This is a genomic window from Novosphingobium sp., assembly GCF_036820275.1.
In the GTDB taxonomy this organism is placed as follows: Bacteria; Pseudomonadota; Alphaproteobacteria; order Sphingomonadales; family Sphingomonadaceae; genus Novosphingobium.
Genome location: NZ_DAISLT010000002.1, coordinates 202,818 through 228,132, shown reverse-complemented (window position 1 = coordinate 228,132; position 25,315 = coordinate 202,818). Strand labels below are relative to the sequence as shown.

General features: G+C 65.8%; 28 protein-coding genes. 13 read left to right on the top strand and 15 right to left on the bottom strand.

Going from position 1 to position 25,315, the window contains the following annotated elements; genetic code table 11:
• Positions 1-269: 269 nt before the first annotated feature.
• From dnaA to V7066_RS02450, 4 genes are all read left to right on the top strand, one after another.
• Positions 270-1,721, top strand: a complete 1,452-nt coding sequence (gene dnaA, locus V7066_RS02465) for a chromosomal replication initiator protein DnaA (protein ID WP_334181723.1) — start codon at positions 270-272, stop codon at positions 1,719-1,721.
• 214 nt (positions 1,722-1,935) lie between these two features.
• Positions 1,936-2,790 (top strand): GGDEF domain-containing protein, encoded by an 855-nt coding sequence (locus tag V7066_RS02460; protein WP_334181655.1) that lies wholly within the window; start codon positions 1,936-1,938, stop codon positions 2,788-2,790.
• Between the two features lie 52 nt (positions 2,791-2,842).
• Positions 2,843-3,322, top strand: a complete 480-nt coding sequence (locus V7066_RS02455; protein WP_334181654.1) for a DUF983 domain-containing protein — start codon at positions 2,843-2,845, stop codon at positions 3,320-3,322.
• On the top strand, positions 3,319-4,128 hold the full coding sequence (locus V7066_RS02450; protein WP_334181653.1) for a HesA/MoeB/ThiF family protein: 810 nt from the start codon (positions 3,319-3,321) through the stop codon (positions 4,126-4,128). The genes V7066_RS02455 and V7066_RS02450 overlap by 4 nt, the downstream gene beginning before the upstream one ends.
• On the opposite strand, the gene V7066_RS02445 is transcribed toward V7066_RS02450, so the two are convergent.
• Together V7066_RS02445 and V7066_RS02440 are read right to left on the bottom strand one after the other, a co-directional pair.
• Positions 4,107-4,442 carry a GFA family protein gene (locus tag V7066_RS02445; RefSeq protein ID WP_334181652.1) on the bottom strand — a complete coding sequence of 112 codons (336 nt, stop codon included), beginning with the start codon at positions 4,440-4,442 and terminating at the stop codon, positions 4,107-4,109. The genes V7066_RS02450 and V7066_RS02445 overlap by 22 nt on opposite strands.
• Positions 4,439-5,152 carry an NAD-dependent deacylase gene (locus V7066_RS02440; protein ID WP_334181722.1) on the bottom strand — a complete coding sequence of 238 codons (714 nt, stop codon included), beginning with the start codon at positions 5,150-5,152 and terminating at the stop codon, positions 4,439-4,441. The genes V7066_RS02445 and V7066_RS02440 overlap by 4 nt, the downstream gene beginning before the upstream one ends.
• A 36-nt stretch (positions 5,153-5,188) precedes the next feature.
• On the opposite strand from V7066_RS02440, the gene dapB reads away from it, so the two are divergent.
• The 3 genes from dapB to V7066_RS02425 are packed head-to-tail and all read left to right on the top strand — an operon-like array spanning position 5,189 to position 6,977.
• Positions 5,189-5,917 (top strand): 4-hydroxy-tetrahydrodipicolinate reductase, encoded by a 729-nt coding sequence (gene dapB / locus V7066_RS02435; protein WP_334181651.1) that lies wholly within the window; start codon positions 5,189-5,191, stop codon positions 5,915-5,917.
• Positions 5,914-6,570, top strand: a complete 657-nt coding sequence (nth, locus tag V7066_RS02430; protein WP_334181650.1) for an endonuclease III — start codon at positions 5,914-5,916, stop codon at positions 6,568-6,570. Before dapB ends, nth begins: the two co-directional genes overlap by 4 nt.
• A gap of 14 nt (positions 6,571-6,584) precedes the next feature.
• A complete protein-coding gene (locus V7066_RS02425) occupies positions 6,585-6,977 on the top strand; it encodes a hypothetical protein (protein ID WP_334181649.1) in 393 nt (130 codons plus the stop codon).
• A 206-nt stretch (positions 6,978-7,183) separates the two neighbouring features.
• Here V7066_RS02425 and V7066_RS02420 read toward each other — a convergent pair whose 3' ends face one another.
• Together V7066_RS02420 and dapE are read right to left on the bottom strand one after the other, a co-directional pair.
• Positions 7,184-8,503 (bottom strand): dicarboxylate/amino acid:cation symporter, encoded by a 1,320-nt coding sequence (locus V7066_RS02420; protein WP_334181648.1) that lies wholly within the window; start codon positions 8,501-8,503, stop codon positions 7,184-7,186.
• Between the two features lie 106 nt (positions 8,504-8,609).
• Complete coding sequence (dapE, locus tag V7066_RS02415) at positions 8,610-9,740, bottom strand: succinyl-diaminopimelate desuccinylase (RefSeq protein WP_334181647.1); 1,131 nt, start codon at positions 9,738-9,740, stop codon at positions 8,610-8,612.
• 69 nt (positions 9,741-9,809) lie between these two features.
• On the opposite strand from dapE, the gene V7066_RS02410 reads away from it, so the two are divergent.
• Positions 9,810-10,271 (top strand): cupin domain-containing protein, encoded by a 462-nt coding sequence (locus V7066_RS02410; RefSeq protein ID WP_334181646.1) that lies wholly within the window; start codon positions 9,810-9,812, stop codon positions 10,269-10,271.
• A gap of 3 nt (positions 10,272-10,274) precedes the next feature.
• On the opposite strand, the gene V7066_RS02405 is transcribed toward V7066_RS02410, so the two are convergent.
• The 8 genes from V7066_RS02405 to rpmH all read right to left on the bottom strand — a co-directional run bounded on the left by V7066_RS02405 (position 10,275) and on the right by rpmH (position 17,216).
• Positions 10,275-10,937 carry a glutathione S-transferase family protein gene (locus V7066_RS02405; protein WP_334181645.1) on the bottom strand — a complete coding sequence of 221 codons (663 nt, stop codon included), beginning with the start codon at positions 10,935-10,937 and terminating at the stop codon, positions 10,275-10,277.
• A 285-nt stretch (positions 10,938-11,222) separates the two neighbouring features.
• The gene (locus V7066_RS02400; RefSeq protein WP_334181644.1) at positions 11,223-12,224 is read right to left on the bottom strand and encodes an inorganic phosphate transporter; all 1,002 of its coding nucleotides are present in this window, start codon (positions 12,222-12,224) and stop codon (positions 11,223-11,225) included.
• Between the two features lie 16 nt (positions 12,225-12,240).
• Positions 12,241-13,377: a DUF47 family protein gene (locus V7066_RS02395; RefSeq protein ID WP_334181643.1), complete on the bottom strand. Its 1,137-nt coding sequence runs from the start codon at positions 13,375-13,377 to the stop codon at positions 12,241-12,243.
• Between the two features lie 337 nt (positions 13,378-13,714).
• Complete coding sequence (gene yihA, locus V7066_RS02390) at positions 13,715-14,365, bottom strand: ribosome biogenesis GTP-binding protein YihA/YsxC (RefSeq protein WP_334181642.1); 651 nt, start codon at positions 14,363-14,365, stop codon at positions 13,715-13,717.
• Between the two features lie 8 nt (positions 14,366-14,373).
• On the bottom strand, positions 14,374-16,149 hold the full coding sequence (gene yidC / locus V7066_RS02385) for a membrane protein insertase YidC (RefSeq protein ID WP_334181641.1): 1,776 nt from the start codon (positions 16,147-16,149) through the stop codon (positions 14,374-14,376).
• 59 nt (positions 16,150-16,208) lie between these two features.
• Positions 16,209-16,454 (bottom strand): membrane protein insertion efficiency factor YidD, encoded by a 246-nt coding sequence (gene yidD, locus V7066_RS02380; protein ID WP_442947290.1) that lies wholly within the window; start codon positions 16,452-16,454, stop codon positions 16,209-16,211.
• A complete protein-coding gene (rnpA, locus tag V7066_RS02375) occupies positions 16,451-16,900 on the bottom strand; it encodes a ribonuclease P protein component (RefSeq protein WP_334181640.1) in 450 nt (149 codons plus the stop codon). The genes yidD and rnpA overlap by 4 nt, the downstream gene beginning before the upstream one ends.
• Positions 16,901-17,081: 181 nt before the next feature.
• Positions 17,082-17,216, bottom strand: a complete 135-nt coding sequence (rpmH, locus tag V7066_RS02370; protein ID WP_086494189.1) for a 50S ribosomal protein L34 — start codon at positions 17,214-17,216, stop codon at positions 17,082-17,084.
• Between the two features lie 330 nt (positions 17,217-17,546).
• Here rpmH and V7066_RS02365 point away from each other — a divergent pair, with 330 nt between their 5' ends.
• Positions 17,547-17,789 (top strand): hypothetical protein, encoded by a 243-nt coding sequence (locus V7066_RS02365; RefSeq protein WP_334181639.1) that lies wholly within the window; start codon positions 17,547-17,549, stop codon positions 17,787-17,789.
• On the opposite strand, the gene V7066_RS02360 is transcribed toward V7066_RS02365, so the two are convergent.
• On the bottom strand, positions 17,731-18,552 hold the full coding sequence (locus V7066_RS02360) for an alpha/beta hydrolase (protein WP_334181721.1): 822 nt from the start codon (positions 18,550-18,552) through the stop codon (positions 17,731-17,733). The genes V7066_RS02365 and V7066_RS02360 overlap by 59 nt on opposite strands.
• 152 nt (positions 18,553-18,704) lie before the next feature.
• Here V7066_RS02360 and V7066_RS02355 point away from each other — a divergent pair, with 152 nt between their 5' ends.
• The 3 genes from V7066_RS02355 (at position 18,705) to V7066_RS02345 (ending at position 22,223) form a co-directional block, all read left to right on the top strand.
• Positions 18,705-20,213: a YifB family Mg chelatase-like AAA ATPase gene (locus V7066_RS02355; RefSeq protein ID WP_334181638.1), complete on the top strand. Its 1,509-nt coding sequence runs from the start codon at positions 18,705-18,707 to the stop codon at positions 20,211-20,213.
• A 100-nt stretch (positions 20,214-20,313) separates the two neighbouring features.
• Entirely contained in the window at positions 20,314-21,228 is a 915-nt protein-coding gene (locus V7066_RS02350; RefSeq protein ID WP_334181637.1) for a hypothetical protein, read from the top strand.
• Between the two features lie 80 nt (positions 21,229-21,308).
• Positions 21,309-22,223 (top strand): EamA family transporter, encoded by a 915-nt coding sequence (locus V7066_RS02345; protein ID WP_334181636.1) that lies wholly within the window; start codon positions 21,309-21,311, stop codon positions 22,221-22,223.
• On the opposite strand, the gene V7066_RS02340 is transcribed toward V7066_RS02345, so the two are convergent.
• Positions 22,220-22,945: an esterase/lipase family protein gene (locus tag V7066_RS02340; protein ID WP_334181635.1), complete on the bottom strand. Its 726-nt coding sequence runs from the start codon at positions 22,943-22,945 to the stop codon at positions 22,220-22,222. The genes V7066_RS02345 and V7066_RS02340 overlap by 4 nt on opposite strands.
• A 59-nt stretch (positions 22,946-23,004) precedes the next feature.
• Entirely contained in the window at positions 23,005-23,544 is a 540-nt protein-coding gene (locus V7066_RS02335; RefSeq protein WP_334181634.1) for a DUF3617 domain-containing protein, read from the bottom strand.
• A 119-nt stretch (positions 23,545-23,663) separates the two neighbouring features.
• Here V7066_RS02335 and uvrB point away from each other — a divergent pair.
• Positions 23,664-25,315: excinuclease ABC subunit UvrB (gene uvrB, locus V7066_RS02330; protein ID WP_334181633.1), on the top strand; the 1,652-nt coding region annotated here is incomplete at its 3' end.

The following is a 25,315-nucleotide window of genomic DNA, read 5'->3' as shown; positions in this document are numbered from 1 at the left end:
GGCACGCTTTGCAGTTGGGGGATTTTTTGTCTCCGTATTCCCAGTCCCGGCTGAGGTTAGCCTCGTCCGGGGCTTGTCTTTCGCTGGGGTTCGCCCCGGATGAGCACCGGTTCCACGCACGGCATTCAACTTTCGCGGCCCGCTGGGTCACATTCGATAACGGCCGACGCAGGGGAGTTGGTGCAGTGTCAGGTTCAACAGCGGGCCGGTCTCCGGCAAGTCAGGGCGCAAACGGCGTGATTAAGAAATCGAAGGCGGTACGAGTGGCGATGGAAGAGGATCAGGAAGCCGTGAATCTGGCGGCAGACTGGGCTGACATCAGCCAGGGCCTGCGCAAGGACCTCGGCCAGCAGGCGCACAGCCAGTGGATCAAGCCGATCCAGCCGGGCAACTACTGCAAGGAAACGGGCACGCTCGACCTCTATCTCCCCACCGAATTCTCGGCGAACTGGGTCGCGGATCGCTTTGCCGACCGGCTGTCGCTGGCCTGGAAGATCGCCCGTCCCGACGTGCGCCATGTCCGCGTGCTCGTGCACCCCGGTCGCCGCCAGCTGCCCGAGCTGCGTCTGGGCGGCGGCAACGGCCGTCCGTCAAGCGCGCCTGCCAACGATTCGGCGCAGGGCTGGCCCAAGGACGGCGCCGCCGATTCGATCGCCGCAGTGCTCCAGGGCGAGGCTTTCGCCGCGCTCGGCCAGGGTCCGGTCGGCATCGACGCCTCGCAGACCTTCACGTCCTTCGTGACCGGCCAGAGCAACGTGCTCGCCTGCAATGCCGCCCAGCGCATGGCCGCCACCGAAACGCCGCAGTTCTCGCCGCTCTACCTCAAGGGCGCGACCGGCCAGGGCAAGACCCACCTGCTGCACGCGATCGGCCACGCCTATCTCGCGAACCATCCGCATGCGCGGATCTTCTACTGCTCTGCCGAGCGCTTCATGGTCGAATTCGTCCAGGCGCTGCGCCAGAACCAGATGATCGAGTTCAAGGCCCGCCTGCGCGGCTTCGACCTGCTGCTGGTGGACGACATCCAGTTCATCATCGGCAAGGCTTCGGCCCAGGAAGAACTGCTCTACACGATCGATGCCCTGCTCCAGGAAGGCAAGCGCCTGGTCTTTGCCGCCGACCGCGCGCCCCAGGCGCTCGACGGTGTCGAACCGCGCCTGCTCTCGCGCCTGTCGATGGGTCTCGTCGCCGACATCCAGCCGGCCGACATCGAACTGCGCCGCTCGATTCTCGAAAACCGCCTCGGCCGCTTCGCTTCGGTGGACGTGCCGGCGGACGTGATCGAGTTCCTTGCCCGCACCATCAACCGCAACGTGCGCGAACTGGTCGGCGGCCTCAACAAGCTGATCGCCTATGCCCAGCTTACCGGTCAGGCCGTGTCGCTCCAGCTCGCCGAAGAGCAGCTGACCGACATCCTCTCGGCCAACCGCCGCCGCATCACCATCGACGAGATCCAGCGCACGGTCTGCCAGTTCTATCGCATCGACCGCACGGAAATGAGCTCGAAGCGCCGTGCCCGCGCCGTCGTGCGTCCGCGCCAGGTGGCCATGTACCTTGCCAAGGTGCTGACGCCGCGCTCGTACCCCGAGATCGGCCGCAAGTTCGGCGGCCGCGATCACTCGACGGTCATCCACGCGGTGCGCCTGATCGAGGAACTGCGCACCCGCGATGCCGACATGGACGGCGACGTGCGCTCGCTGCTGCGCCAGCTGGAATCCTGAGGGCTACACCCAGGCATCCACAGAAGATCGACAGGCTTTTCCACAGGCGGTTCCGGTGCGAGACGATCTCGCCTTTATCGCAACCGCTTGTGGATCGCCTGCGAAAAGCGCGCCTGTCAGACGGGAATGCAAAATTTTAACCATTGCATAAACCTCGTGGTGTAGGTCTTCTGCCGATCCGGACATGTTCGGTCCGGCGGAAGAGGCACCAAGCATGCGCTTCTATCAGGCCACGACGTTCCTGTTTCCGCGCCGTTACGAATGGCGCATCCTCTTCGTCTGCTTCGCTGCGGTCCTGCTGCCCCCGCTCGCCTGCGCCGCCTATCAGGCCGCAACCGGGCAGTGGCAGCCGGAAATCCTGCTTGTCCTGCTGGGCGCCGCCCTGCTGAGCGCAGCGCTCGGCCTCGTGGCGATTCGCGCCCTGCTCCGCCCAATCGAGACCGCCACGCAATTGCTGCGCGCGGCCCAGGCGGGCGAGCGGGTGGGACCGGTGCCGGTCGGCCAGGCGGATCTGGTCGGGCGCCTGCTCCACGGCGTCACCGTGGCGGCCAGCGAATCGGCGGCGCGGGTCGAGCCTCTGGTCGAAACCACCGAGCGCGACGAACTGACCGGCCTGCGCAACCGGCGCGGCTTCCTCGATTCCGCCCGCCGCCTGCTCGTGGGCGACAGCAACGGCGTTCTGGCCATGGTCGACATCGACCGCTTCGAGGCGATCAACGACCGCTTCGGCCATGCCACCGGCGATGCGCTCCTGCGCGAAGTGGCGCTGCGGCTGGAGCACGGGGTGCGCCGCTCCGACATGGTCGGGCGCTGGGGCGGCGAGGAATTCGCGATCCTGTTCCCCGATACCCTGCTGGAAGAAGCCCGGATGGTGATGGAGCGCCTGCGCGCCAGCATCGCCCTCGACCCCAGCCTGCAGGGCGACGAATGGCCGGTGACATTCTCCTGCGGCCTCGCCCCGGTGCGCAGCTACGCCCATCTCGATCGCGCCACCCGCAATGCCGACGGCGCGCTCTACGCCGCCCGGAACGGCGGGCGGAACCGGGTGCAGATTTCCCGCGACGACTAGGGCCGATCGACCGCGCTTGCCCCTCGGGGGCGCTATGCTGTAGGTCATGGCCATGAGCGCTGCCCTTCCCGCCGCACTTCCTGCCGCCTATTCGCAAGCCGCCCTGCGCGGCATTCGCTGCCGCTGCCCGCGCTGCGGCGAGGGACGGCTGTTCCGCAAGTGGCTGAAACCGCTGGAACGCTGCCCGGTCTGCACGCTCGACCTGACCCCGCAGCGCGCCGACGACTTCCCGGCCTATATCGCCATGATCGTCACCGGCCACCTGATGGCGCCGCTGATCATCGCCCTGTCCAAGGACTTCCACCTCGGCCCGGCGGCCATGTTCGCGATCCTGATCCCGCTCGCCGTGGCGATGATGATCGGCATGCTCCAGCCCGCCAAGGGCGCGGTCATCGCCACGCAGTGGTGGTTCGGCATGCATGGTTTCCGCAAGGAGCGGCCAGAGTCGGCATCGCCATCTGCCTCACCATCGGCATCCCTGCCTGCCACCTCGCCGAGGCCGGTCGAAGCCGAGAACACCGAAAGCCGATGAACCTCTCTCCCGAACGCCTCCAGCGCTTCGCGCGCCATATCGTGCTGCCCGAAGTAGGCGGGGTCGGCCAGGTCGCCCTGGCGGACGCCCATGTGGTGCTTGTCGGCTGCGGCGGGATAGGCAGTCCTGCCCTTCAATATCTCGCCGCAGCCGGCATAGGACGGCTGACGCTGATCGACGACGACACGGTGGACGTCAGCAATCTGCAACGCCAGACGATTTATTCGCCATCGGATATCGGCAAGCCCAAGGCGGAAGCGGCGGCCGAATGGGTGCGGCGCTTTGATCTTGGCCTTGAGATCCTGCCATGCGTAACGCGTCTCGGGGGTGACAACGCGGCAGAGATTCTCTCCGGCGCCAGCGTGGTACTGGACGGGTGTGACAACTTCGCGACTCGGCTCATGGTGTCAGATTCCTGTGTGAAACTCGGCATTCCCCTCACGTCCGCGGCGGTTGGTCGCTTCCAGGGCCAGGTTGCCAATTTCGCCGGACATCTGGCGAATCAGGCCTGCTACCGCTGTTTCGTGGGCGATGCCTTCGATGCGCAGGACTGCGATACCTGCGCGGCGGACGGCGTGCTCGGGGCCATGGTCGGCATGGTCGGCACTTTTGCGGCGATGCATGCCATGCGCGTGCTGCTGGCGGGCAAGTCCGCGCTGGGCGAGCCGCAGTTCGGCACGCTCCACCTGATCGACGGCATGGCCCCGTCGATGCGCCCGCTCAGGATCGCCAAGGATCCCGGCTGCTCCGCCTGCGGCATGGCAACCGCGGGAGAGGCCGCGGTTCAGGCCGATCTGCCGTCGTAACTGTAGACCGAGAGTCCCGCGAGCAGTTCCGGCGCGAACAGGCGCATGTTCACGCCCATCCGGTCCAGCGCCGGATCGACCGAGCTCCAGTGCGTGGTGCACCCGCAATCAGGGCAGTGCCAGAAGGTCAGCATTTTGTCGCCGGTCTGGTAGCCGCTGACTTCGCCCTCGATCCGCACTTTCGCCGGGCTGTGATAGGACCACAAGGCGCCCAGCCGGTGGCAGACCGAGCAGTTGCAGTCGCAGACCTCGCGCGGCTGATCCGCCAGTTCCAGCGTGACCGCGCCGCAGTGGCAGCTTCCCCGATGAATCATGCGCCGAGCACCTCGTCCACCCATGCCGTGACCAGTTCGGTCGCCGGGCCATGGCGTGCCTCGTCGAACCAGATCGTGCCTTGCGAGGGTTCGAGGTTCAGTTCCAGCGTCTCCGCCCCGAACTCCCGCGCATTGCGCACGAAACCCGCCGCCGGATAGACCGCGCCCGAGGTGCCGATGGAGACGAACAGGTCCGCCCGCTCCAAGGCCTCGAAGATCTCGTCCATGCGATAGGGCATCTCTCCGAACCAGACGATATCGGGCCGCAGCGCCGCAGCGCCGCATTCGGGGCAGGCCGGACGGTCGATCAGCGCCCCCGTCCACGGCACGCGCTCGTCGCAGGCGGTGCACCAGGCATTGAGGTGCTCGCCGTGCATGTGGAGCACCCGTTTGGCCCCTGCCCGCTCGTGCAGGTCATCCACGTTCTGGGTGACGATCAGCAGTTCTCCCGGCCATTCGCGGTCCAGCCTTGCCAGCGCGTGATGGGCGGCATTGGGCGCCTTGGTCTGGATCGCTTCCCGCCGCATGTCGTAGAAGCGCAGCACCAGATCGGGATCGCGGGCGAACGCCTCGGGCGTCGCCACGTCCTCGACGCGGTGTTGTTCCCACAGCCCTCCTCCCCCATCTTTGGCATCCCGAAAGGTATCGATGCCGCTTTCGGCGCTGACGCCCGCGCCGGTGAGGATGACGATGTTGCGGATGTCCTTCATCCCGGCCATGAGACCAGCCTTCAACGGAGACGGCAAGTGGCACGAATCGGAATTATCGGCAGCGCGGGGCGCATGGGACAGGCCATCGCACAGGCCATCACGGCAGCAGGCGAAGAGCTTTCCGGCGGGATCGGCCGCGACGGCGACCTTGGCGCACTGGCCGCGCATTCCGATGTGCTGATCGACTTCTCCACCCCCACCGCGCTCGAAGCCAACCTCGATGCGGCGGTGGACGCGGGCATTCCCATCGTCGTCGGCACGACCGGGCTGGAGGAACGCCACCACTGGCTGATCGATTCGGCCGCGCAGCACATTCCCGTGCTCCAGACCGGCAATACCTCGCTGGGCGTCACCCTGCTCGCCCACCTCGTGCGCGAAGCCGCCAGCAAGCTGGGCGAAGACTGGGACATCGAGATCGTCGAGACCCATCACCGCATGAAGGTGGACGCTCCCTCCGGCACCGCGCTGCTGCTGGGCGAAGCGGCTGCCAAGGGCCGCGAAGTCAGCCTCGCCGAAACCGCCGTGCGCGGCCGCGACGGCATCACCGGCAAGCGCGAGAGCGGGACCATCGGCTTCGCGGCTTTGCGCGGCGGCACCGTGGCGGGCGATCATACCGTGCACTTCCTCGGCGACAGCGAGCGCCTCTCGTTCTCGCACCTCGCCGAAAACCGCACGATCTTTGCCAAGGGCGCGGTCAAGGCCGCCCAGTGGCTCCAGCACAAGCACGCCGGCCGCTACACCATGCCCGAGGTGCTGGACCTTTGAACAAGGCCGAGATTTTCGAATTCTTCCGCCGTCTCGCCGAGCTTAACCCCTCGCCCGAGACGGAGCTGGAATTCGGCAACAACTACCAGCTTCTCGTCGCGGTGGTGCTGTCCGCACAGTCGACCGACGTGGGCGTCAACAAGGCCACGCGGGCGCTGTTCCGCGAGGTGAAGACGCCCGCGCAGATGGTCGAACTGGGCGAGGAAGGCCTCAAGCAGCACATCAAGACCATCGGCCTGTTCAATTCCAAGGCCAAGAACGTCATCGCGCTCTCCGAAATCCTCGTCGCACGCTACCAGGGCGAAGTGCCGGAAGACCGCGACGCACTGGTCGAACTCCCCGGCGTCGGCCGCAAGACCGCCAACGTCGTGATGAACTGCGCCTTCGGGGCCGAAACCTTCGCGGTGGACACGCATATCTTCCGCGTCGGCAACCGCACCGGCATCGCCAAGGGCAAGACTCCGCTGGCGGTGGAGAAGCAGCTCGAAAAGCGGGTGCCGCAGCCGTTCCGGGTGGGATCGCACCACTGGATGATCCTCCACGGCCGCTACATCTGCAAGGCGCGCACGCCCGAATGCTGGCGCTGCCCGGTGGTTGACTTGTGCGACTACAAGGACAAGGTTCTGGAGAAGGGTGCGAAGAAAGCCGCCTGATCGGGAGTTTACCCATGGCCCTCCGTCGCTTTGTCCTGATGCTCTCACCGCTGGCGCTGGCCGCCTGCTCCGATCACGAACCTTCCCCGCCACCACCTCCCAGTCCCGCCGCCGAAGCCGTGGGCTCCGCTCAGGACTGCCTGCCGCTCACGCAATTCTCCAACACACGCATCCGCGACGACTGGACCATCGACTTCATCGGCGGCGCAGGCAACCGCGTCTGGCGGGTGACTCTGCCGAACCGCTGTCCGGGGCTGAAATCGGCGGACAGCTTCACTTACGCGACCTCGCTCTCGCAGCTCTGCCAGCAGGATATCATCTATCCGCTCAACCGCGTGGGTAGCGAATTTCAGCGAGGGACCGGGTGCGGGCTGGCGCCGTTTACGCCGGTTAAGCTCAAGCAATAAAGGAAGACCCGGGGGCCCTTCGACAAGCTCAGGAGATCCCCCGGACCCTCGGAATGTCGGCGTTGCGCCCGACCTATCCGGTGTGCGCTCCCTGCGGCGCAGCCAATAAGTCTCCCGACGCCGCCATGGGCGCACTACGCAGTTGGTCCGCCTGACCTGGACGGTAATGGGGGTGCAGGGGGGCTTTGCTCCCCTGCTTGTTCCCTTCAACCTTCGTACTGCTCCGGATCGATATTCAGCCCGCGGCGACCTTCCGAGGAGGTATGCGACGGTGCATGCGGCATTTCCTCGTCCGGATCGACCAGCGGCTGGAGCATGCCTTCGCTGCGGGTGATGACTGCCGTCGCCACCGCATTGCCGACCACGTTCGTCGCCGAGCGGCCCATGTCGAGGAAGGTGTCGATGCCCAGCAGCAGCGCGATGCCCTCGACCGGCAGGCCGAACTGCGTCAGCGTCGCCGCGATCACCACGAGGCTGGCGCGCGGCACTCCGGCGATGCCCTTGGAGCTGACCATCAGCGTCAGCAGCATCAGGATCTGCGTGCCGATGGGGACGTGGATGCCGTAAGCCTGCGCGATGAAGATCGACGCGAAGCTCATGTAGATCATCGAGCCGTCGAGGTTGAAGCTGTAGCCCAGCGGCAGGATGAAGCCCGAGATGCGGCGCGGCACGCCGAAGCGGTCGAGCTGTTCGAACAGCTTGGGCAGGCTCGCTTCCGACGAGGCGGTCGAGAACGAGAGCAGCAGCGGCTCGCGGATGTAGCGGAACAGGGTGACGATCCGCCCGCGCAGGAACACGCCGCCGATCAGGAACAGCAGGACCCAGAGCAGCAGCATCGCGAAGTAGAACTCGCTGACCAGCACGCCGTAAGTGATGATGATGCCGAGGCCCTGTTTGGCGATCACGCTGGCGAGCGCGCCGAACACCGCGAAGGGTGCGAAGCGCATCACGTAGTCGGTGATCTGCAGCATCAGTTCGGACAGTGCCTCGCTCACCTTGACGATGATCGCGCCCTTCTCGCCGATGGCGGTGAGGCCGACGCCGACGAAGACCGAGAAAACGAGGATCTGCAGGATGTTGTTCTGCGCCATCGCATCGATGGCACTGCTCGGGAAGATTTCGAGGATGAAGTGACGCAAGGTCAGTTCACCCGTTTCCAGCTTGCCGAGGTCCGAGCCGGTGGTGAGGCCCGCCCCGACGCCCGGCTTGAACAGGTTGACCAGTACGAGGCCGAGGCCCAGCGAGATCAGGCTGGCGGTGATGAACCAGCCCAGCGCCTTGCCGCCGATGCGGCCCAGCGCGGCGCTGTCGCCCATGCCGGAGATGCCGGTGACGATCGTCGCGAAGACCAGCGGCGCGATGATCATCTTGATCAGCTTCAGGAAGACGTCGGGCAGCAGCCTGAAATAGTCGGCCCATTGCACAAGGCGCGGATCGTCCGCCGGGATGGTCGCATGCAGCAGCCAGCCCACGGCGATGCCCAGCACCATGCCGATAAGAATGTAAAGCGTCAGGCGCCTGCCCATTGTCACCTCGCAATAAAATTGCCGGCGAGACTAACAGCGTGACCGGTCCGGTCAACGTCGTCCGCCGGACTTATCCGTCTGTTCAGAATGCTGTTCGGAGCGCCGATCAGGAGGGGGCGAGCGCCGCCTCGGTCACGCGGCGATAGATGCGCACGAGCATGTCGAGGTCGGGAATCGCCACGGCCTCGTCGCGCTTGTGCATCGTCGCGTTGGAGAGGCCGAACTCGATCACCGGCGACAGGTCCTTGAGGAAGCGCGCGTCGGACGTGCCACCGCTGGTCGAAAGCTCCGGTTCGACGCCGGTTTCCGCGCGGATCGCCTCCGCCAGCATCGTCGAGAAAGCGCCCGGCTCGGTGAGGAAGGCTTCGCCCGAGATCACCGGGCGGGCGGTGCCGCCGTGGCGCTCGGCAATCTCGGTGACGCGGCGCGACAGGCTCTCGCCGGTGTGCAGGTCGTTGAAGCGGATCGAGATGCGGGCCGAAGCCTTTGCCGGGATCACGTTCGTCGCGGGATTGCCGACGGTGAGGTCGGTCACTTCGAGGTTGCTGGCCTGGAACCAGTCGGTCCCCTCGTCCAGCACGATCGCGTCGAGTTCGGCCAGCATGGCGACCAACCGGGGAATCGGATTGTCGGCCAGATGCGGATAGGCGACGTGGCCCTGCACGCCCTCGACTTCCAGCCAGATATTGACCGAGCCGCGGCGGCCGATCTTCATCATGTCGCCGAGGCGGTGCACCGAGGTCGGTTCGCCGACGAGGCAAAGGTCGGGGATTTCGCCCACCGCGCGCATGTGGTCGATCAGCGCGAGGGTGCCGAAGCGGGCCGGGCCTTCCTCGTCGCCGGTGATGATGAAGCTGATGGTGCCCAGGTCCGCCGGGATCTGCGCGGCGGCAGCGACCATGCAGGCGATCGAGCCCTTCATGTCGACCGCACCGCGACCATAGAGCAATTCGCCGCGCACTTCCGGTGCGAAAGGCGCGCTCGACCAGCCCTCGCCCGGCGGAACCACGTCGAGGTGGCCGGCGAAGGCGAAGTGGCGCGAGCCTTCCGGGCCCTTGCGGATCGCGAAGAGGTTCTCGACCGGACCGTCGGGCGCCTCACCCGCCAGGAAGCGGTGAACCGCGAAGCCGAGCGGGGCGAGCTGGCCTTCCAGACAGTCGAACACCGCGCCGGTGGCGGGCGTGACGCTGGGGCAGGCAAGCAGGGCTTCGGCGAGCGCGAGTACGGGCTGGGTCATGCGGCGGGCCATTGCACAGGTCCGCGCCCAAGACCATAGCCGAGACACAGGCTTTCAAGGAAGCGAACCATGCCCAGACTGGATATCGAGGCGATCCCGCAGTCCAACCGCACCGGCTATCCGCCGCCGTTCGATGCCGCCGTCGAGGGGCGCTGGTGGCGGCGCCTCGCCCCCGCAGGCGGGCTGACGGAACTGACCGCCAGCCATGTCGTGTTGAAGCCCGGCGCCTGGTCCAGCCAGCGCCACTGGCACCGCGGGGAGGACGAGCTGCTGGTGATGCTTTCCGGCGAGGCCGTGCTGATCGAGGACGGCGGGCGCACCGCGATCCGCCCCGGCGACGTCTGCGCATGGCCGAAGGGCGCCGAGAACGGCCACCACCTCGTGAACGAGACGGAGACCGACTGCACGTTCATCGCCATCGCCGCCGGAAAGGATACCGGCGGGTCCTATCCCGACATCGACATGCTCTGGAACGAGCAGGGCTATGCCCACAAGGACGGCACGCCCTACCCCTCCAGACGGCCGGGATAAGGTTTACCGGATCGGGGTTTCGTACTGCTCGATCACCCAGTCCTCGGACTCGGCGGCGTTGATCCACTGCTGCATCCACTCGTGCTCCCACACGGCCTGCATATAGGCCTGCGCGAAGCCGGGAACGCCGATGCCATACGTGAGGAAGCGGCTGACGACCGGCGCATAGATCACGTCAGCCGCGCCGAAGGTGCCGAACAGGAACGGTCCGCCCTTGCCGAAGCGGGCGCGGGCCTCGGCCCAAAGCGTCAGGATGCGCACGATGTCCGCGCGCACGTCCTCGCCCAGCGCGACACCCTCCACGCGGCTGCGGATGTTCATCGGGCAGGCGCGGCGCAGCGGCATGTAGCTGGAGTGCATTTCCGCGACCATCGAACGGGCCATGGCGCGCGCGGCATCGTCCTTGGGCCAGAAACGGTCGCGCCCGACCTTGTCGGCGAGATACTCGATGATCGCGAGACTGTCCCACACCACCGCCTCACCGTCCCACAGGATCGGCACTTTGCCGTGGCTCGGCGCGAGATCCTCGGAACTGCGGGCGGCTTCCCAGTCGTCGCCGAACAGCGGGACGGTGATCTCCTCGAAGGCCAGACCCGACTGCTTGCAGGCCAGCCAGCCGCGCAGCGACCAGCTCGAGTAGTTCTTGTTGCCGATGATAAGCTTCACTGCGCAGTTCCCCGTAGGCCGAGTATCGGGCCTATCGGTTCAGCCTGGCAAAGTCGAGGATGAACAGCGTCGCAAGATGTCGCAGTAGGGAAGAATCAAAGCAGGGGAGCAAAGCCCCCCTGCACCCCAAATACCGTCTAGGTCAGGCGGGCCAACAGCGTCTTGCACCCATGGCTGCGTCGGGAGACTTAATGGCTGCGCCGCAAGGAGCGCGCACCGGATAGGTAGCGCGCGGCGTAGACATTCCGAGGGTCTGGGGGATCATCCCCCAGAACTTCTCTCTACTTAGAAAAGCCGCGTCAGATAGAAGAACAGCGCCCCGACGATAGCGCTGGCCGGGATCGTCACGAACCACGCGACGATCACCCGGCTCGCCACCGACCAGCGCACTGCGCTGGCACGGCGAGCCGCACCGGTGCCGACGACGGCGCCGGTGATGGCGTGGGTGGTCGAGACCGGGATGCCCATGGCGCTCGCGCCGAAGACGACGATCGAGCCTGCGGTGGAAGCGCAGAAGCCGGAGTGGTGATTCAGCTTGGTGAGCTTCGACCCCATGGTCTTGATGATCTTCCACCCGCCCGAGAGCGTACCGATGGAAATCGCCGTGTAGCAGGCGAGCACGACCCATTCGGGAACGTGGAAGCCGCCTTGGAGGTGTCCTGTCGAGTAGAGCAGCACCGCGATGATGCCCATGGTCTTCTGCGCGTCGTTGCCGCCGTGGCTGATCGAATAGGCTGCCGAGGAGAACAGGTGCAGCGTCTTGAAGATGCCGTTGGAGGCGCGCGGGGTGGTGCCCTTGAACACCCAGGAGGTAAGCAGCATCATGGCCATCGCCAGGATGAAGCCGAGCACCGGCGAGGCGACGATGGCGATCACCGTCTTCACGGTGCCTTCGTATTCGACGACGCCCGGCCCGGCGGCGGCGATACCCGCGCCGAGGAGACCGCCGATCAGCGCATGGCTGGAGGACGAGGGGATGCCCTTGATCCAGGTCAGCACGTTCCAGAACATCGCGCCCACCAGAGCGCCGAACACCACGGCGGGCGTCACCGCGTCCTTGTCGATGATGCCCTTGCCCACCGTCTCGGCGACGTGGAGGCCCATGATCCAGTAGGCGGCGAAGTTGCCGAAGGCGGCGAACAGCACCGCGACGACCGGCGACAGCAAGCGCGTGGCGACGACGGTGGCGATGGCGTTGGCAGCGTCGTGAAGGCCGTTCAGGAAGTCGAAGGCGAGCGCCAGCGCGACGAGGCCGAACAGCAGCGGCAGGGCAAGGGTATGCTCCATGTCGAGTGCCCGCCGGTCAGGCGTGATCGATCACGAGACCGTCGATCTCGTTCGCGACGTCCTCGAAGCGGTCGACCACGCGTTCGAGGCGCTTGAACATTTCCTGCCGCACGATGAAATGCAGCGCATCCCTGCCGGTGTCGGCCTTGAACACGCGCTTCAGGCCGCGTGCGTGGATCTCGTCGGCATGACCTTCCATGCGCACGAGGCGCTCGGTGAGTTCGTGCAGGCGGTGGCCGTTGTCGGCGATCTTGCGCAGCAGCGGCATGATTTCGGCGGTAAGGCGCGCGGCGTCGACGATGATGGCGGCCATGTCGATCATTTCCGGCTCGAACTCGGCGACCTCGTAAAGGTTCACCGCGCTCGCGACCTGCTGCATCTCGTCGATGGCATCGTCCATCGTGGTGATGAGGCTGGTGATCGACGAGCGATCGAACGGCGTCAGGAACGTGCGGCGGACGGTCTGGAGCACTTCGCGGGTGATGTTGTCCGCGTCGTGTTCGCGTTCCTCGATCTCGCGGATGTGCTGGCCGCGGCCGGGGCCGCCCTGCGCCAGACGCGCGAGCGCGTCGGCACCGGCAACCAGCGTGGCAGCCTGCTGCTCGAACAGATCGAAGAAATTGCCCTGCTGCGGAAGCAGCTTCTGGAACCAGGCAAACATTGTATTGATCCCTGTCTTGTCGGCCATGCGGTCAGCCATCGCGCCGATCAGGCGCGCGGGGCTGGCCGCAGCGCGGAACTCGCGCGCACCGAAGGACCGGATGAGCGCGCGAAGATCCTCTTCGTCGACCGCCTTAGCGGCGTCGGCGAGAGAGAACCAGCGGCGTTCGCGCTGATGCTGTTCGTCCCACGAGTCAAGCTCTTCGGTGACGGCGAAGGGGAATACATCCACATCCGCCCATACCGAAGCGCCCGAAGCGCGCTGCTTGCGGTAGCGATAGGACCCCAGCGGGATCGGGCAGGCCGCACCCAGCACACCCGCTTCCTCCTCCGCTTCGGCGGCGGCGGCGGCATGGGGCAGATAGCCCTTCATCAGTCCGCCCTTGGGAATGACCCAGCGCCGCGTGCTGCGCGACGTGATCAGCAGGATCTGAATCGGCGCATCCACGGCAGGGCCGATAGTGCGATAGGGAAGAACGGCGATCTGGCGCATGGCGAGAGTCCTTTCTTCTCATTGGCGCGACCGAGCGCCCCTAGGGGAACCGCGCTCGTCACGCAATCGTCACATTCGCAGTTTTCCGGATGTTCCGGGCGGCAACCGGGCAGCAGCGCCATGATTGCGCATCAAGCTGCGAATATCAAAAGGGAAAACGATCATTCCGGAGGCATCCGGGGCTGAGAGTCCGTTTGAAAATTCGCTGAGGGCGAATTTCGCGGCACCGGCCTACGCCCCCACCCTACCACCCGCAGGATAATACCAATGGGTGGTAGGGTGGGGGCGTGGGCCGGTGCCGCAGCAAAATGCCCATACGGGCATTTTGCAAAAGAGCTTAGATCAGCGAATCACCAAAGACCGCCGCGCGCAGTTCCGCGATACCGAGGCCCTTCTCGGACGAGGTGACGAGAACTTCCGGGAAGGCCGCGGGATGCTTGCGGGCTTCGGCGATCGTCTCGGCGTGAACCTTTTCCAGTTCGCTCGCCTTGATCTTGTCCGCCTTGGTCAGGACGATGCGGTAGCCGACGGCGGATTCGTCGAGCATCTTCATCATCTCGGCATCGACATCCTTCACGCCGTGGCGCGAATCGACCAGCAGCAGCGTGCGCTTCAGCACGACGCGGCCGCGCAGATAGTCGCGCACCAGGCGGCGCCAGGTCTCCACGACCTTGGGCGGCGCCTTGGCGAAGCCGTAGCCCGGCATGTCGACGAGGCGGAACTGCATCGGCTCCCCCACCTCGAAGAAGTTCAGTTCCTGCGTGCGGCCCGGCGTCACCGAGGTGCGCGCGATCGCCTTGCGGCCGGTCAGCGCGTTCAGCAGCGACGACTTGCCGACATTCGAGCGACCGCAGAAGGCGATCTCGGGCGCGTCGGGATCGGGCAGGAACTTGAGCGCAGGCGCGCTCTTCAGGAACGTCACCGGTCCTGAAAAGAGCTTGCGCGCCTGCTCGGCCAGTTCAGCCTGTGCGGCCTGTTCTTCGGTCATGATATGTCTCAGGCCTTGCTCTTGCCGCGCTCGGCGGCGCGTGCCTTGTCCTGCGCTTCCTTCTCGGCCATCGCCTTGAGCTGCGGATGGCGGCTGTAGAGGAACTTCTGCTGGGCGATGGTCAGCAGGTTCGAGGTGATCCAGTAGACCAGCAGGCCCGATGCGAACGGCGCCATGATGAACATCATGAACCAGGGCATCAGCGCGAAGACCTGCTGCTGCGCCGGGTCCATCTGGGCCGGGTTCAGCTTGAACTGCAGGTACATCGTCACGCCGAGCAGCAGGGCCAGCACGCCGATCGCCAGGAAGCTGGGCGGCGTGAACGGCAGCAGGCCGAACAGGTTCAGGATGTGCAGCGGATCGGGAGCGGAAAGGTCCTTGATCCAGAACACGAAGGGCTGGTGGCGCATCTCGATCGCCAGCATCAGCACCTTGTAAAGCGCGAAGAACACCGGGATCTGGAGGAACATCGGCAGGCAGCCGGCGAGCGGGTTCACCTTCTCCTGCTTGTAGAGCGCCATGATCTCAAGCTGCTGCTTCTGCTTGTCGTCCTTGTAGCGCTCCTGGATCGCCTTCATCTTCGGCTGGATCGCGCGCATCGCGGCCATCGAGGCGAAGCCGCGCTGGGCGACCGGGAACATGATGCCGCGCACGATCGCGGTCAGCAGGATGATGGCGACGCCGAAGTTGCCGACGAGGCTGAACAGCTTGGTCAGCAGCCAGAAGATCGGCTTCTCGAACCAGCGGAACCAGCCCCAGTCGATGGCGAGGCCGAAGTTGGCGATGCCCTGCGCTTCATAGGCGTCGAGCACCTTGTGCTCCTTGGCGCCGGCGAAGAGCTTGGTCTCGCGGGTCAGAGCCTGGCCCGGCTGGACCACCGACTTGTCGTAGACGACATCGGCGCGGAAGATGCCGTTACCCTGTGAGCGGAACGCGCCCTGGGCCTTGGCATTGACGGGGATGACGGCCGACATCCAGTAGACGTCGGTGAAGCCGATCCAGTCGGCATTGCCCGGCTGCGGCATCGTGCCGTCCTTGGCGAGCGCATCGTACTTGGGGCCGAAAGTGACCGAGCCGTCGAAGGCGCCGATACCGCCGGTGCGCAACGTCCAGGCATAGGCTGCGGCGGTGCGGTCGGTGCGGTTGACCAGCGCGAAGGGCTGGACCGCCACCGCGCCGGTGCCGCGGTTCTGGATCTGCTGGTCGGCCGTGACGAGGTAGTTGTCGTCGACCTTGAAGGTGATCGAGAAGATCTGGCCCTTGCCGTTGTCCCAGGTGAGGACGACGGGCGTGGACGGCGTGAGCTTCGCGCCCTGCGGCGCGGTCCAGACCGTCTGCGCGGTCGGCGCGGCGATGCCATCGCCGACCCAGCCGAACTGGGCGTACTGCTGCGCCGGGGTGCCCGAGGGCGAGAACATGCGGACCGGGCCGGAGTTCTTCTCCACGGTCTCGCGGTGACGGTTGAGCACGAGATCGTCGAGCAGCGCGCCGGTCAGGTTGATCGAGCCGGAGACGCCGGGCGCAACGATGGGAATGCGGCCGGGGGCGGCAAGCGCGGTCTTGAGGTCCTTCTGCTCCAGCGCCAGATCGGCGGCGTCGCGCAGACCACCTTCGCGGGTGGGCTTGCCGGCGGAATCCCCCGAGTTGCCCGATGCCGGAGCGGCCTGCTCGACCGGCTGCGGCTTGTTCGCCTGCGGATAGAAGTACCCGACCCCGGCTTCCCAGCCGAAGAGCACGAGCGCGGTCAGAACGACCGCGATTATGATGTTGCGCTGCTTATCCACGAAGGCTTTTTCCTGTCGTATTTCGCGTCAGTGGCAGCGACTTGGCTGCCCGATTTCATTCAGTCGGGGACCGGGTCGTAGCCGTGCCCGCCCCATGGTTGGCAGCGCAATATACGCTTGAACGCCAGCCAGCCACCCTTAATCGCACCGTGCTTGCGGACCGCTATGATGGCGTACTGCGAGCAGGACGGGGCATAGCGGCAGGTCGGCGGCATCAGTTTCGAGGGACCGAGCTGCCAGGCCCGCGCCACCAGAATCAGCAGCAACCCCGGCAGCGAGACGAGGAAGGCGAGCGCCTTTTTCACGTCCCCGAAACCTTTGGGCCTGCCACCTTGGACGCGCCATTCTTTGCAGAACCGCTCTTGCCGCCCGGCCCACGCTTGCGGCCGCGATGGCTGCGCGGCGGATCGCCCTTCCCCGCCTGGGCGCGGCCGAGCGCGGCCAGCAGCTCGTCCCGCAGCAGGGTGAAGTCCCGCTCGACGCCGTTCTCGCGGCCGATCAGCACGTGATCGGTATCGGCAAGCCCGTGCTCCGGCAGCATCTCGCGCAGCAGCGCCCGGAAGCGCCGCTTCATGCGGTTGCGCACCACGGCATTGCCGATCTTCTTGGTGACGGTGATGCCGACGCGCATGCCCTGCCCGCCGTTCGCCTTGGCAAGCAGCACGAATCCCGGCCGCGCGACCCGCAGGCCGGCGTTGGCGGCGACGAAGTCGGCCCGCTTCGTCATCGTGGAGTAAGGGCTGGCGGTCATCGCGTCAGAGATAGGGTCTGCGGCCCGGACTGCAAACATCGCAAGTCACGAGCGCCAGGACCACAAACGGCGGCGGCCCGTGCCGCCACCCGAATCCCCGAGGTACGGGAACTCGGATGGCGACACGGGCCGCGTGCCGCATCCCAGCCCAAATCCGGTTAGGGATTCGGGCTTGGAAGACTTAGGCCGAAAGCTTCGAACGGCCGCGAGCGCGGCGCGCACGAAGCACCTTGCGGCCACCGACAGTCGCCGTACGGGCGCGGAAGCCGTGACGGCGGGCGCGGACAAGGCGGCTGGGCTGGAAAGTGCGCTTCATGACGGTCCTCGAAATTCAAATGCGGCCCCGGAGGACCCGAACAAACAGGGTCGCCCCAAGAGGTCGACCGCAAAACTGAAGCGCGCCGTTACGAGAGCGGGGCGCGAGAGTCAAGGGAAAGGCGCATTCGCAGCACCCGGGAAACGCTTTCCCTGCCGCGAAATGGACTCAACCGATTGCCCTTGCTCATGCGAGTACCCCCAATGCCCCGCCGCGTCCACCCAAGCGCCCCTAACGGACGACGCGGCCTGCCCCCGGTCCATGCTAACCTTGCGGCGAAAGCCCGTTTCCGGCGGTGAAGGAGCCATTCAAGGTGAACACGGCGAATCGATGACGAAGGACGAGCGAATCGGCGTGCTGGTGGGATGGTCCTCGCGCGACCTCGGCCCCAACGTGATGCTGGAACTCCAGACCTTCGAGCGGGATAGCTGGGAAGCCGGCGAGGAACCCGACACTTCGCGATTCTTCCTGACGCGGAACCAGGCAACGCTCCTGGCGAATCACCTGCTGCAGGTCAGCGGCGCGCAGCGACCGCCAAAACGCAGGAGTTGGCTGGCATCGCTGTTCGGATAGACCCACAGGCGTCACGCCGATCGAGCGAGACCCAGCGCGCCATTTCGGCGCCGTCGAACCAGCGCGCCGATTCGAACGGGACCGCGTTGGTCATGCCGTAGAAGGCCGAGGCTTCCGCCTCGCTCATGCCCATCTGCCGGTAATAATCGAGATAGCGGCGATTCTCCGGCGAATTCGCCGCATAGTCCCGCGGCGAACGGCCGGTATCATCCAGCCAGGCATGGACCGCGAACTCCGAGCCGGGATCGGCGTAGCGACGGACTCCGGCAAGGAACAGCTCGACCGCGCCCGAGCGCACCGAGCCGCCGGTCGGCACATGCGTGGCGATGCCACGCGCGCGAATCAGGCGCCCAAGACGCAAGTTGGCGAGATCGTCCTCGGTGCCGGGGCACTCGATCATCTCAAGCTGCACGATGCCCGGATAATCGCGCAGGAGCGCCGCGAACTGCGCCGGGCTGCGCGAATCGGTGGCATCGACCAGCGCCGCATGGGCGGCATCGATCACGCGAAACGGACCGTAAGCGGCGATGCCGCGCGGAATGGCCGCCGGGCCGCTCTGCCAGAAAGCCGCCTGCGACAGACCGGCGCGATCGCTCTCGATCGCGGCCTGCTCCACGTAACTGGGATCGGCCAGCCCCGGATCGCCTTCGACGAGGCCCGAGTCCGTCTCCACCAGCTCGTAGGAAATCCTGCCCTCCGCAGCCTGCGCGGGCAGGACCGGAAGCAGGGTCGCCAGAGCGAGAAGAGTGGCAAGCGAGCGCATATCCATGGAATGCGACCTATCTGCTTACACAAGTCGTTAGAGCTAAGGTTAAAAGACTTTAACCTTCTGGACAACGAGAATTACTTCAGCTTAGTTTGGTTATATAACGCAACTATCCAAATATAAGTTCGAATAGGCAAGGAACAGCCTTCGTGGTCGCCCTCGTTTCAACTGTCGCCTACTTGGGATTGGAAGCGCGCACGGTTGAAGTCCAGTGTCAGGTCGCCCCCGGAATGCCGGGGTTCGCGCTCGTCGGCCTGCCGGACAAGGCCGTCGGGGAAAGTCGCCAGCGGGTAAGCGCCGCGCTAACCGCCATGGGTCTGGCACTGCCGCCCAAGCGGATCACAATCAACCTCTCTCCGGCGGACCTGCCGAAGGAAGGCTCGCATTACGACCTGCCGATCGCGCTAGCCCTGCTGGCGGCGATGGGGATCGTCGATTCAGAGCAACTGGCGGATTTCGTCGCGGTGGGCGAACTGGCGCTGGACGGCCGGGTAATCCCCTCACCCGGCGTCCTGCTGGCCGCGCTCCATGCCAGCGAACGCGACCTCGGATTGATCTGCCCGGCCGCGCAAGGCAGCGAGGCACGCTGGGCCAGCGGCGTGCCGGTGGTGGCGACGCCGAACCTGATCAGCCTACTCAATCACCTGAAGGGCACGCAAGTCCTGCCTCCACCCGAGCAGGGCCGCGCCGATCCACCCGAACGCGGCCCCGACCTGCGGCAGGTAAAGGGGCAGGAAGTCGCCCGCCGCGCGCTGGAGATCGCCGCCGCCGGATCGCATAACCTGCTGATGAGCGGGCCGCCCGGCGCCGGAAAATCGCTGCTCGCCTCGTGCCTGCCCGGGATCCTGCCCGAACTGACCGCCGCCGAGGCGCTGGAAGTCTCGATGATCGCGTCGGTCGCGGGAACCCTGGAGGAAGGCCGGATCAGCCGCGCCCGCCCGTTTCGCGCGCCGCATCACTCCGCCTCGATGGCGGCGCTGACCGGGGGCGGCCTCAAGGTGCGGCCCGGCGAAGTCTCGATGGCACACCTTGGCGTGCTGTTCCTCGACGAACTGCCGGAATTCCAGCGCGCCGTCCTCGATTCGCTGCGCCAGCCGCTGGAGACCGGCGAAGTCACCGTGGCCCGCGCCAATGCCCACCTGACCTATCCTGCGCGAGTCCAGCTGGTCGCCGCGATGAACCCGTGCCGCTGCGGCTTCCTCGCCGATCCCGCCCTTGCGTGCTCGCGCGTACCCAAGTGCGCGGCGGATTCTCAGGGCAAGGTTTCCGGCCCGCTGCTCGACCGGATCGACCTGCACGTCGAAGTCGATCCGGTGCGCGCCATCGATCTTGCGCTACCGCCGCCCAAAGAGGGCAGCGCCGAAGTCGCCGACCGTGTCGCCCGCGCCCGCCTGATCCAGACCGCCCGGCTGGAAGGCACACGGAAACGGACCAATGCCGAACTCGACGGCGACCTTCTCGAAATCCATGCAACACCGGACGAAGCGGGACGGAAACTGCTGATGCAGGCGGCGGAGGCGATGCACCTCTCGGCCCGCGGCTACACCCGCATCCTACGCGTCGCCCGTACGATCGCCGACCTCGCCGGAGTGGAGCAAGTCACGCGCCTCCACGTCGCCGAGGCGCTGAGTTACCGCAGGCGCCCTCCAAGCGGCTGATCGAAGCTGCGGGAGGCGCTGCATTAAATGACTGAAATCGTCACCGAAACGGCCCGATCTGTTCTTTGTCCGGGCGCGATAATGACACAAGAATAGCGCCATGCTTTTGATGGCCTCGATCCTGCTCGCCACTTCGGCCCCGACCTCCGTCGCAAAAGGGCCTTCGCCCTCGGCATCTGCCGTGGAGTCATGCGCCTTGCCCGAGGGCTGGTCGGAAGTCGCAAGCCGACAGCCTCGATACGTCGTCTTCGGGGAACTGCATGGCACGCAGCAGGGTCCTGCCTTCATCGGCAACCTAGCCTGCGCATTGGCCTCGCAAAAGCAACGCATTCTCGTCGGTGTCGAATTGGATCCTACTGCCAATGTCGCTTTGCAGGACGCCTGGAAACTGCCACCCGGTCAGTTCGGGCAAGCCCTTGTCCGCGCAGGTTGGCAGGCGCGACAGGACGGTGTCGCCAGCCAGGCCATGTTTGCCTTGCTGGTTCGACTGCACAAGTTGAAGGAAGCAGGCCTTTCTATCGCCGTGATCGCATTCGACAGCGACGACGCCCAGGAGAGGCGTTTTTCCGATCTTGCCGGATATGGCCCTCGCGAAGCCGTACAGGCGGAAAACATCCATGAGGCGGCAACACGCGGCAGTTACGATCGGGTGCTGGTTCTGACCGGCAATGCCCATGCCAGAAAGTCGCGTTATGGAGAGGGACCGGAAAGCTTTGACTTCATGGCCGCTCGACTCGCTTCACATGCCCCGGTGGTCAGTCTCGATACCCGTTACGCAACGGGAACCGCGTGGTACTGCCAAATCAAAAAGGGTTTGCGTTTAGATCCCGGACAAAAGATCACAAATGATGCCGTCGAATGCGGCGACCATCCCGCCAAGGGCGAGATCGATCTGAAACGGACGCCGTTCATCGGGCTCGGCGCCTTTCCGGGAGAACAACCAGACTCCCGTTATGACGGCTTCTTATGGCTCGGCCCTATCAGCGGTTCCCCACCGCTATTGCCGGGCGGTTAGGAAATCGCCTCGTTTGGAGGCGGGCGCTTACTTTCCCTAGCCTCTTGCCCCTCACCGCCGCCAAGGGCATCGCGTATGGCATGACCGCGAAGCCCCATGCCCCACCGACTACATTCCCCACGAACGACCGCACCGCTCTCCTCGCCGGTCTTTCCATCGTCGTGGCGCAGGCCTCGATCAATCTCGGCGCGGCTTTCGCCAAGAGCCTGTTTCCGCTCCTTGGTCCGGAGGGCGTCGCGGCGCTGCGCACGACGATCTCGGCGGTGATCCTGCTCGCCATCGCCCGCCCGTGGCGCAGCCGGATCACGGCGCGGCAACTGCGCTGGCTGCTTGTCTACGGTCTCGTGCTGGGGGGCATGAACCTGATGATCTACTGGGCCTTCCGCCGCATTCCCATCGGCATCGGCGTCGCCATCGAGATCTGCGGGCCGCTCGGCGTGGTCCTGGCCACCTCGCGTTCGCTGCGGGACTTCCTCTGGCTCGCCCTCGCGCTGGGCGGTCTTGCCCTGCTGATCCCCTGGCCGGGCCGCGCCCAGCCGCTGGACCTTGCCGGGATCGCCTTCGCCCTCGCCGCGGCCGCCTGCTGGGCGCTCTATATCCTCTGCGGCAAGCGCGCCTCCGAAGTGGGCAGTACGACGGCGGTTTCCGTGGGAATGACAGTCGCCTGCCTCGTCACCGTGCCGTTCGGCATCGCCTCGGCCCCGGCAAGCCTGCCGCTCCATGCGCTCGCCCTCGGTCTCGTCGTCGCGCTGCTGTCAAGCGCCCTGCCCTATATGCTGGAAATGCGCGCGATGACGCAGCTTTCCAGCCGGATCGTCGGCCTGCTCAGTTCGATGGCGCCCGCCCTCGGCGCGATCGTCGGCTTCTTCGTACTGGACGAGCGACTCACCGGGCTGCAATGGCTGGCCGTGGCCATGATGATCGCGGCAAGCGCCGGTTGCTCGCTCGGCGCCAAGGCCCCAGTCGCCAAGGCCCGCGACGATGTGATGGCTTAGCCGTCGATATCGAGCTGTCGCAGCACTTCCGCAATTACCCGCGGATCGCTGGCGAAGCCGAGGTGCGAGCAGCGGATCGCCACTGCCCGGTCGCGCTCATGCGGCCAGCCGCAAGCCGAGCGCGGATGGATCACCCCGTCGCGCGGGCTCCACAAGGCGATCGTCGGCACCGGCGGCTTCTCGGAGAAATCGCAGTCGATCGGCGGCGCATTCACAGAGTGACCGGTAACGACCTGATAGGCCCGCCACGCGTTGTTGGCGCGCGGATCGCCGGAGAACGGCGTGCCCATCGTCACCACTTTGCCGACGCTGGCAGGCTGTCGCCGCGCAATTTCGCGCGCAAACAGGCCGCCGAGACTCCATCCGACCAGCGTGACCGGCACCCGGTGTCGCCGCGCCAGCGAACCGACCCGGCGCATCAGGAACTCGAAGTTTTCCCGGTTCGGCCCGAAATTGAAGCCGAGACCCCATTCGTGAACCTCGTGCCCGGCCTGCGTCAGCGCCTCGGCCATTGGCCGCATCCGGTTGGGATGCGCGCCGAAGCCCGGCAGCAGCATGACCGGCTGGGGATGGAGCGCTTTCTCGATCCCCAGCAGCTTCCTGCCGCCGCGCCGCAGCGAAGCGAGTTCGGCGAAGAACAGGCGCAAGGGCGGCTTGCGCACCCCTTCCGGATGCGGCTCGCGCGCCAGCGCCGCGCGGCGCGCGATTGCGCTGCGCATCATGTCTAGCTGTCGCGGGGCCGGTCCGTTCACTTCAGTCCTTCAGGTTACGAGCAATCATACTACGGGCAGTCACCTGACCGCGAGGTGACCAGGTGCATGGCCATCTTCATCTGTCCCATCGGCGCGGGACCGCCGGACATGTCCATGTCCACATTGATATCGGAGCCCTGCTCGCTCACGGTGCCGGCCAGCTTGATGCTCGCCTGCCCCTGTTCGTTGGACTTGCAATCCATCTGGGCATCGAGCCTGCCGCCATCAACATCGAAGCGCGAATAGGTGCACTCACGCCCCTTGCCGATATCGTCGAACATGTCGCGGTAGCCCTTTTCGGCTTCGGCCTTGGTCAGACAGAACGTGTTGACCTGCCCCTTGGCCATCGCCGTCTTCATCTGCTCGGCGGCCTCGCTGGACAGGCCGGGCATTTCCATCTTCGTGATCTCGACCTTCTGCGTGTACTGCCCCGGCTTCGGGCGCTGAAGCTGCGCGGCTTCCTGCTTCACGTCGTCCATCGACCTGGCTTCGCCGCTCTTCTGCTCCTTCGAGCACGCCGCCAGAGCCAGCGCCAGACACACCACCGAAACCGCCGTGATCCGCTTCATAGAATCGAGACCTTTCGCACCAAGTTGAAGGGCAGACGAAGTACCATCGACGGCCCCTTCCCGCGAGTCCTCACCTCGAGTCATTGCGGGCGCGGGCGATATACCCCATATGTTCTCGCATGGCAGAGCTGATCATCCGCCGGGGCCTTGAGGAACCGGATACTTCGGGCACGTTCGTCCCCCACAAGCCCGAGCGTCCCGACAAGTCGATGCCGGGCAGGCCGTTCAAGGTCGTTTCGGAATACGAACCGAACGGCGACCAGCCGACCGCCATCGCCGATCTCGTCTCCACGGCGGGAGACGGCGAGAAGACGCAGGTGCTGCTGGGCGTCACCGGCTCCGGCAAGACGTTCACCATGGCCAAGGTGATCGAGGAACTGCAACGCCCGGCGCTGATCCTGGCGCCGAACAAGATCCTCGCCGCCCAGCTCTATGCGGAGATGAAGGACTTCTTCCCGGAGAACGCGGTCGAATACTTCGTCTCCTACTACGACTACTACCAACCGGAGGCCTACGTCGCCCGGTCGGACACCTACATCGAGAAGGAAAGCTCGGTGAACGAGGCGATCGACCGCATGCGCCACTCGGCCACGCGGGCGCTGCTGGAGCGCGACGACGTGATCATCGTCGCCTCGGTCTCGTGCCTCTACGGCATTGGCTCGGTCGAGACCTATTCGGCGATGATCTTCGACCTCAAGACCGGGGACACGCAGGACCAGCGCGAGATCATCCGCAAGCTTGTCGCGCTTCAGTACAAGCGCAACGACGCAGCGTTCACCCGCGGCACCTTCCGCGTGCGCGGGGACAACCTGGAACTCTTCCCCAGCCACCTTGAGGACACCGCCTGGCGCATCTCGTTCTTCGGGGACGAGATCGAGGAAATTGCCGAGTTCGATCCGCTCACCGGCAAGAAGGGTTCGGCGCTCGAAAAGGTGCGGGTCTATGCGAACTCGCACTACGTGACGCCGGGACCGACGATGAAGCAGGCGAGCGAGGCGATCCGCTTCGAACTGACCGAGCGCCTGAAGGAACTGGAAACCGAGGGGCGCCTGCTGGAAGCCCAGCGGCTGGAGCAGCGCACCAATTTCGACCTTGAGATGATTGCCGCTACCGGCTCCTGCGCGGGCATCGAGAACTACTCACGCTTCCTGACCGGCCGCATGCCGGGCGAGCCGCCGCCGACCCTGTTCGAATACCTGCCGGACAATGCCCTGCTGTTCGTGGACGAAAGCCACCAGACGGTGCCGCAGATCGGCGCGATGTCGAAAGGCGACCACCGCCGCAAGATCACCCTTGCCGAATATGGCTTCCGCCTGCCGAGCTGCATCGACAACCGCCCGCTGCGCTTCAACGAGTGGGACGCGATGCGACCGCAGACCATCGCCGTCTCGGCCACGCCGGGACATTGGGAGATGGACGAAGCGGGCGGCGTCTTTGCCGAACAGGTGATCCGCCCCACCGGCCTGATCGACCCGCCGGTGGAGATCCGCCCGGTCGAGGATCAGGTGCAGGACTGCATCGTCGAGTGCAAGGCGGTGGCGGAAAAGGGCTATCGTACCCTCGTCACCACGCTCACCAAGCGCATGGCCGAAGACCTCACCGAGTTCATGCACGAGGCGGGCGTGCGCGTGCGCTACATGCACAGCGATGTGGAGACGCTGGAGCGTATCGAACTGATCCGCGACCTCCGCATGGGCGTCTACGACGTGCTGGTGGGCATCAACCTGCTGCGCGAGGGCCTCGACATTCCCGAGTGCGGGCTGGTCTGCAT

Excerpts from the sequence above, each read along its gene's own strand:
- rpmH (WP_086494189.1), bottom strand. The coding sequence starts at position 17,216 with ATGAAGCGCACTTTCCAGCCCAGCCGCCTTGTCCGCGCCCGCCGTCAC.
- dnaA (WP_334181723.1), top strand. The coding sequence starts at position 270 with ATGGAAGAGGATCAGGAAGCCGTGAATCTGGCGGCAGACTGGGCTGAC.
- V7066_RS02345 (WP_334181636.1), top strand. The coding sequence starts at position 21,309 with ATGACCGCGAAGCCCCATGCCCCACCGACTACATTCCCCACGAACGAC.
- V7066_RS02395 (WP_334181643.1), bottom strand. The coding sequence starts at position 13,377 with ATGCGCCAGATCGCCGTTCTTCCCTATCGCACTATCGGCCCTGCCGTG.
- V7066_RS02335 (WP_334181634.1), bottom strand. The coding sequence starts at position 23,544 with ATGAAGCGGATCACGGCGGTTTCGGTGGTGTGTCTGGCGCTGGCTCTG.
- yihA (WP_334181642.1), bottom strand. The coding sequence starts at position 14,365 with ATGACCGAAGAACAGGCCGCACAGGCTGAACTGGCCGAGCAGGCGCGC.
- V7066_RS02365 (WP_334181639.1), top strand. The coding sequence starts at position 17,547 with ATGACGAAGGACGAGCGAATCGGCGTGCTGGTGGGATGGTCCTCGCGC.
- V7066_RS02340 (WP_334181635.1), bottom strand. The coding sequence starts at position 22,945 with ATGATGCGCAGCGCAATCGCGCGCCGCGCGGCGCTGGCGCGCGAGCCG.
- V7066_RS02400 (WP_334181644.1), bottom strand. The coding sequence starts at position 12,224 with ATGGAGCATACCCTTGCCCTGCCGCTGCTGTTCGGCCTCGTCGCGCTG.
- V7066_RS02460 (WP_334181655.1), top strand. The coding sequence starts at position 1,936 with ATGCGCTTCTATCAGGCCACGACGTTCCTGTTTCCGCGCCGTTACGAA.
- V7066_RS02450 (WP_334181653.1), top strand. The coding sequence starts at position 3,319 with ATGAACCTCTCTCCCGAACGCCTCCAGCGCTTCGCGCGCCATATCGTG.
- rnpA (WP_334181640.1), bottom strand. The coding sequence starts at position 16,900 with ATGACCGCCAGCCCTTACTCCACGATGACGAAGCGGGCCGACTTCGTC.
- V7066_RS02440 (WP_334181722.1), bottom strand. The coding sequence starts at position 5,152 with ATGAAGGACATCCGCAACATCGTCATCCTCACCGGCGCGGGCGTCAGC.
- V7066_RS02350 (WP_334181637.1), top strand. The coding sequence starts at position 20,314 with ATGCTTTTGATGGCCTCGATCCTGCTCGCCACTTCGGCCCCGACCTCC.
- V7066_RS02410 (WP_334181646.1), top strand. The coding sequence starts at position 9,810 with ATGCCCAGACTGGATATCGAGGCGATCCCGCAGTCCAACCGCACCGGC.
- V7066_RS02455 (WP_334181654.1), top strand. The coding sequence starts at position 2,843 with ATGAGCGCTGCCCTTCCCGCCGCACTTCCTGCCGCCTATTCGCAAGCC.
- V7066_RS02425 (WP_334181649.1), top strand. The coding sequence starts at position 6,585 with ATGGCCCTCCGTCGCTTTGTCCTGATGCTCTCACCGCTGGCGCTGGCC.
- V7066_RS02360 (WP_334181721.1), bottom strand. The coding sequence starts at position 18,552 with ATGCGCTCGCTTGCCACTCTTCTCGCTCTGGCGACCCTGCTTCCGGTC.
- V7066_RS02420 (WP_334181648.1), bottom strand. The coding sequence starts at position 8,503 with ATGGGCAGGCGCCTGACGCTTTACATTCTTATCGGCATGGTGCTGGGC.
- V7066_RS02445 (WP_334181652.1), bottom strand. The coding sequence starts at position 4,442 with ATGATTCATCGGGGAAGCTGCCACTGCGGCGCGGTCACGCTGGAACTG.
- dapE (WP_334181647.1), bottom strand. The coding sequence starts at position 9,740 with ATGACCCAGCCCGTACTCGCGCTCGCCGAAGCCCTGCTTGCCTGCCCC.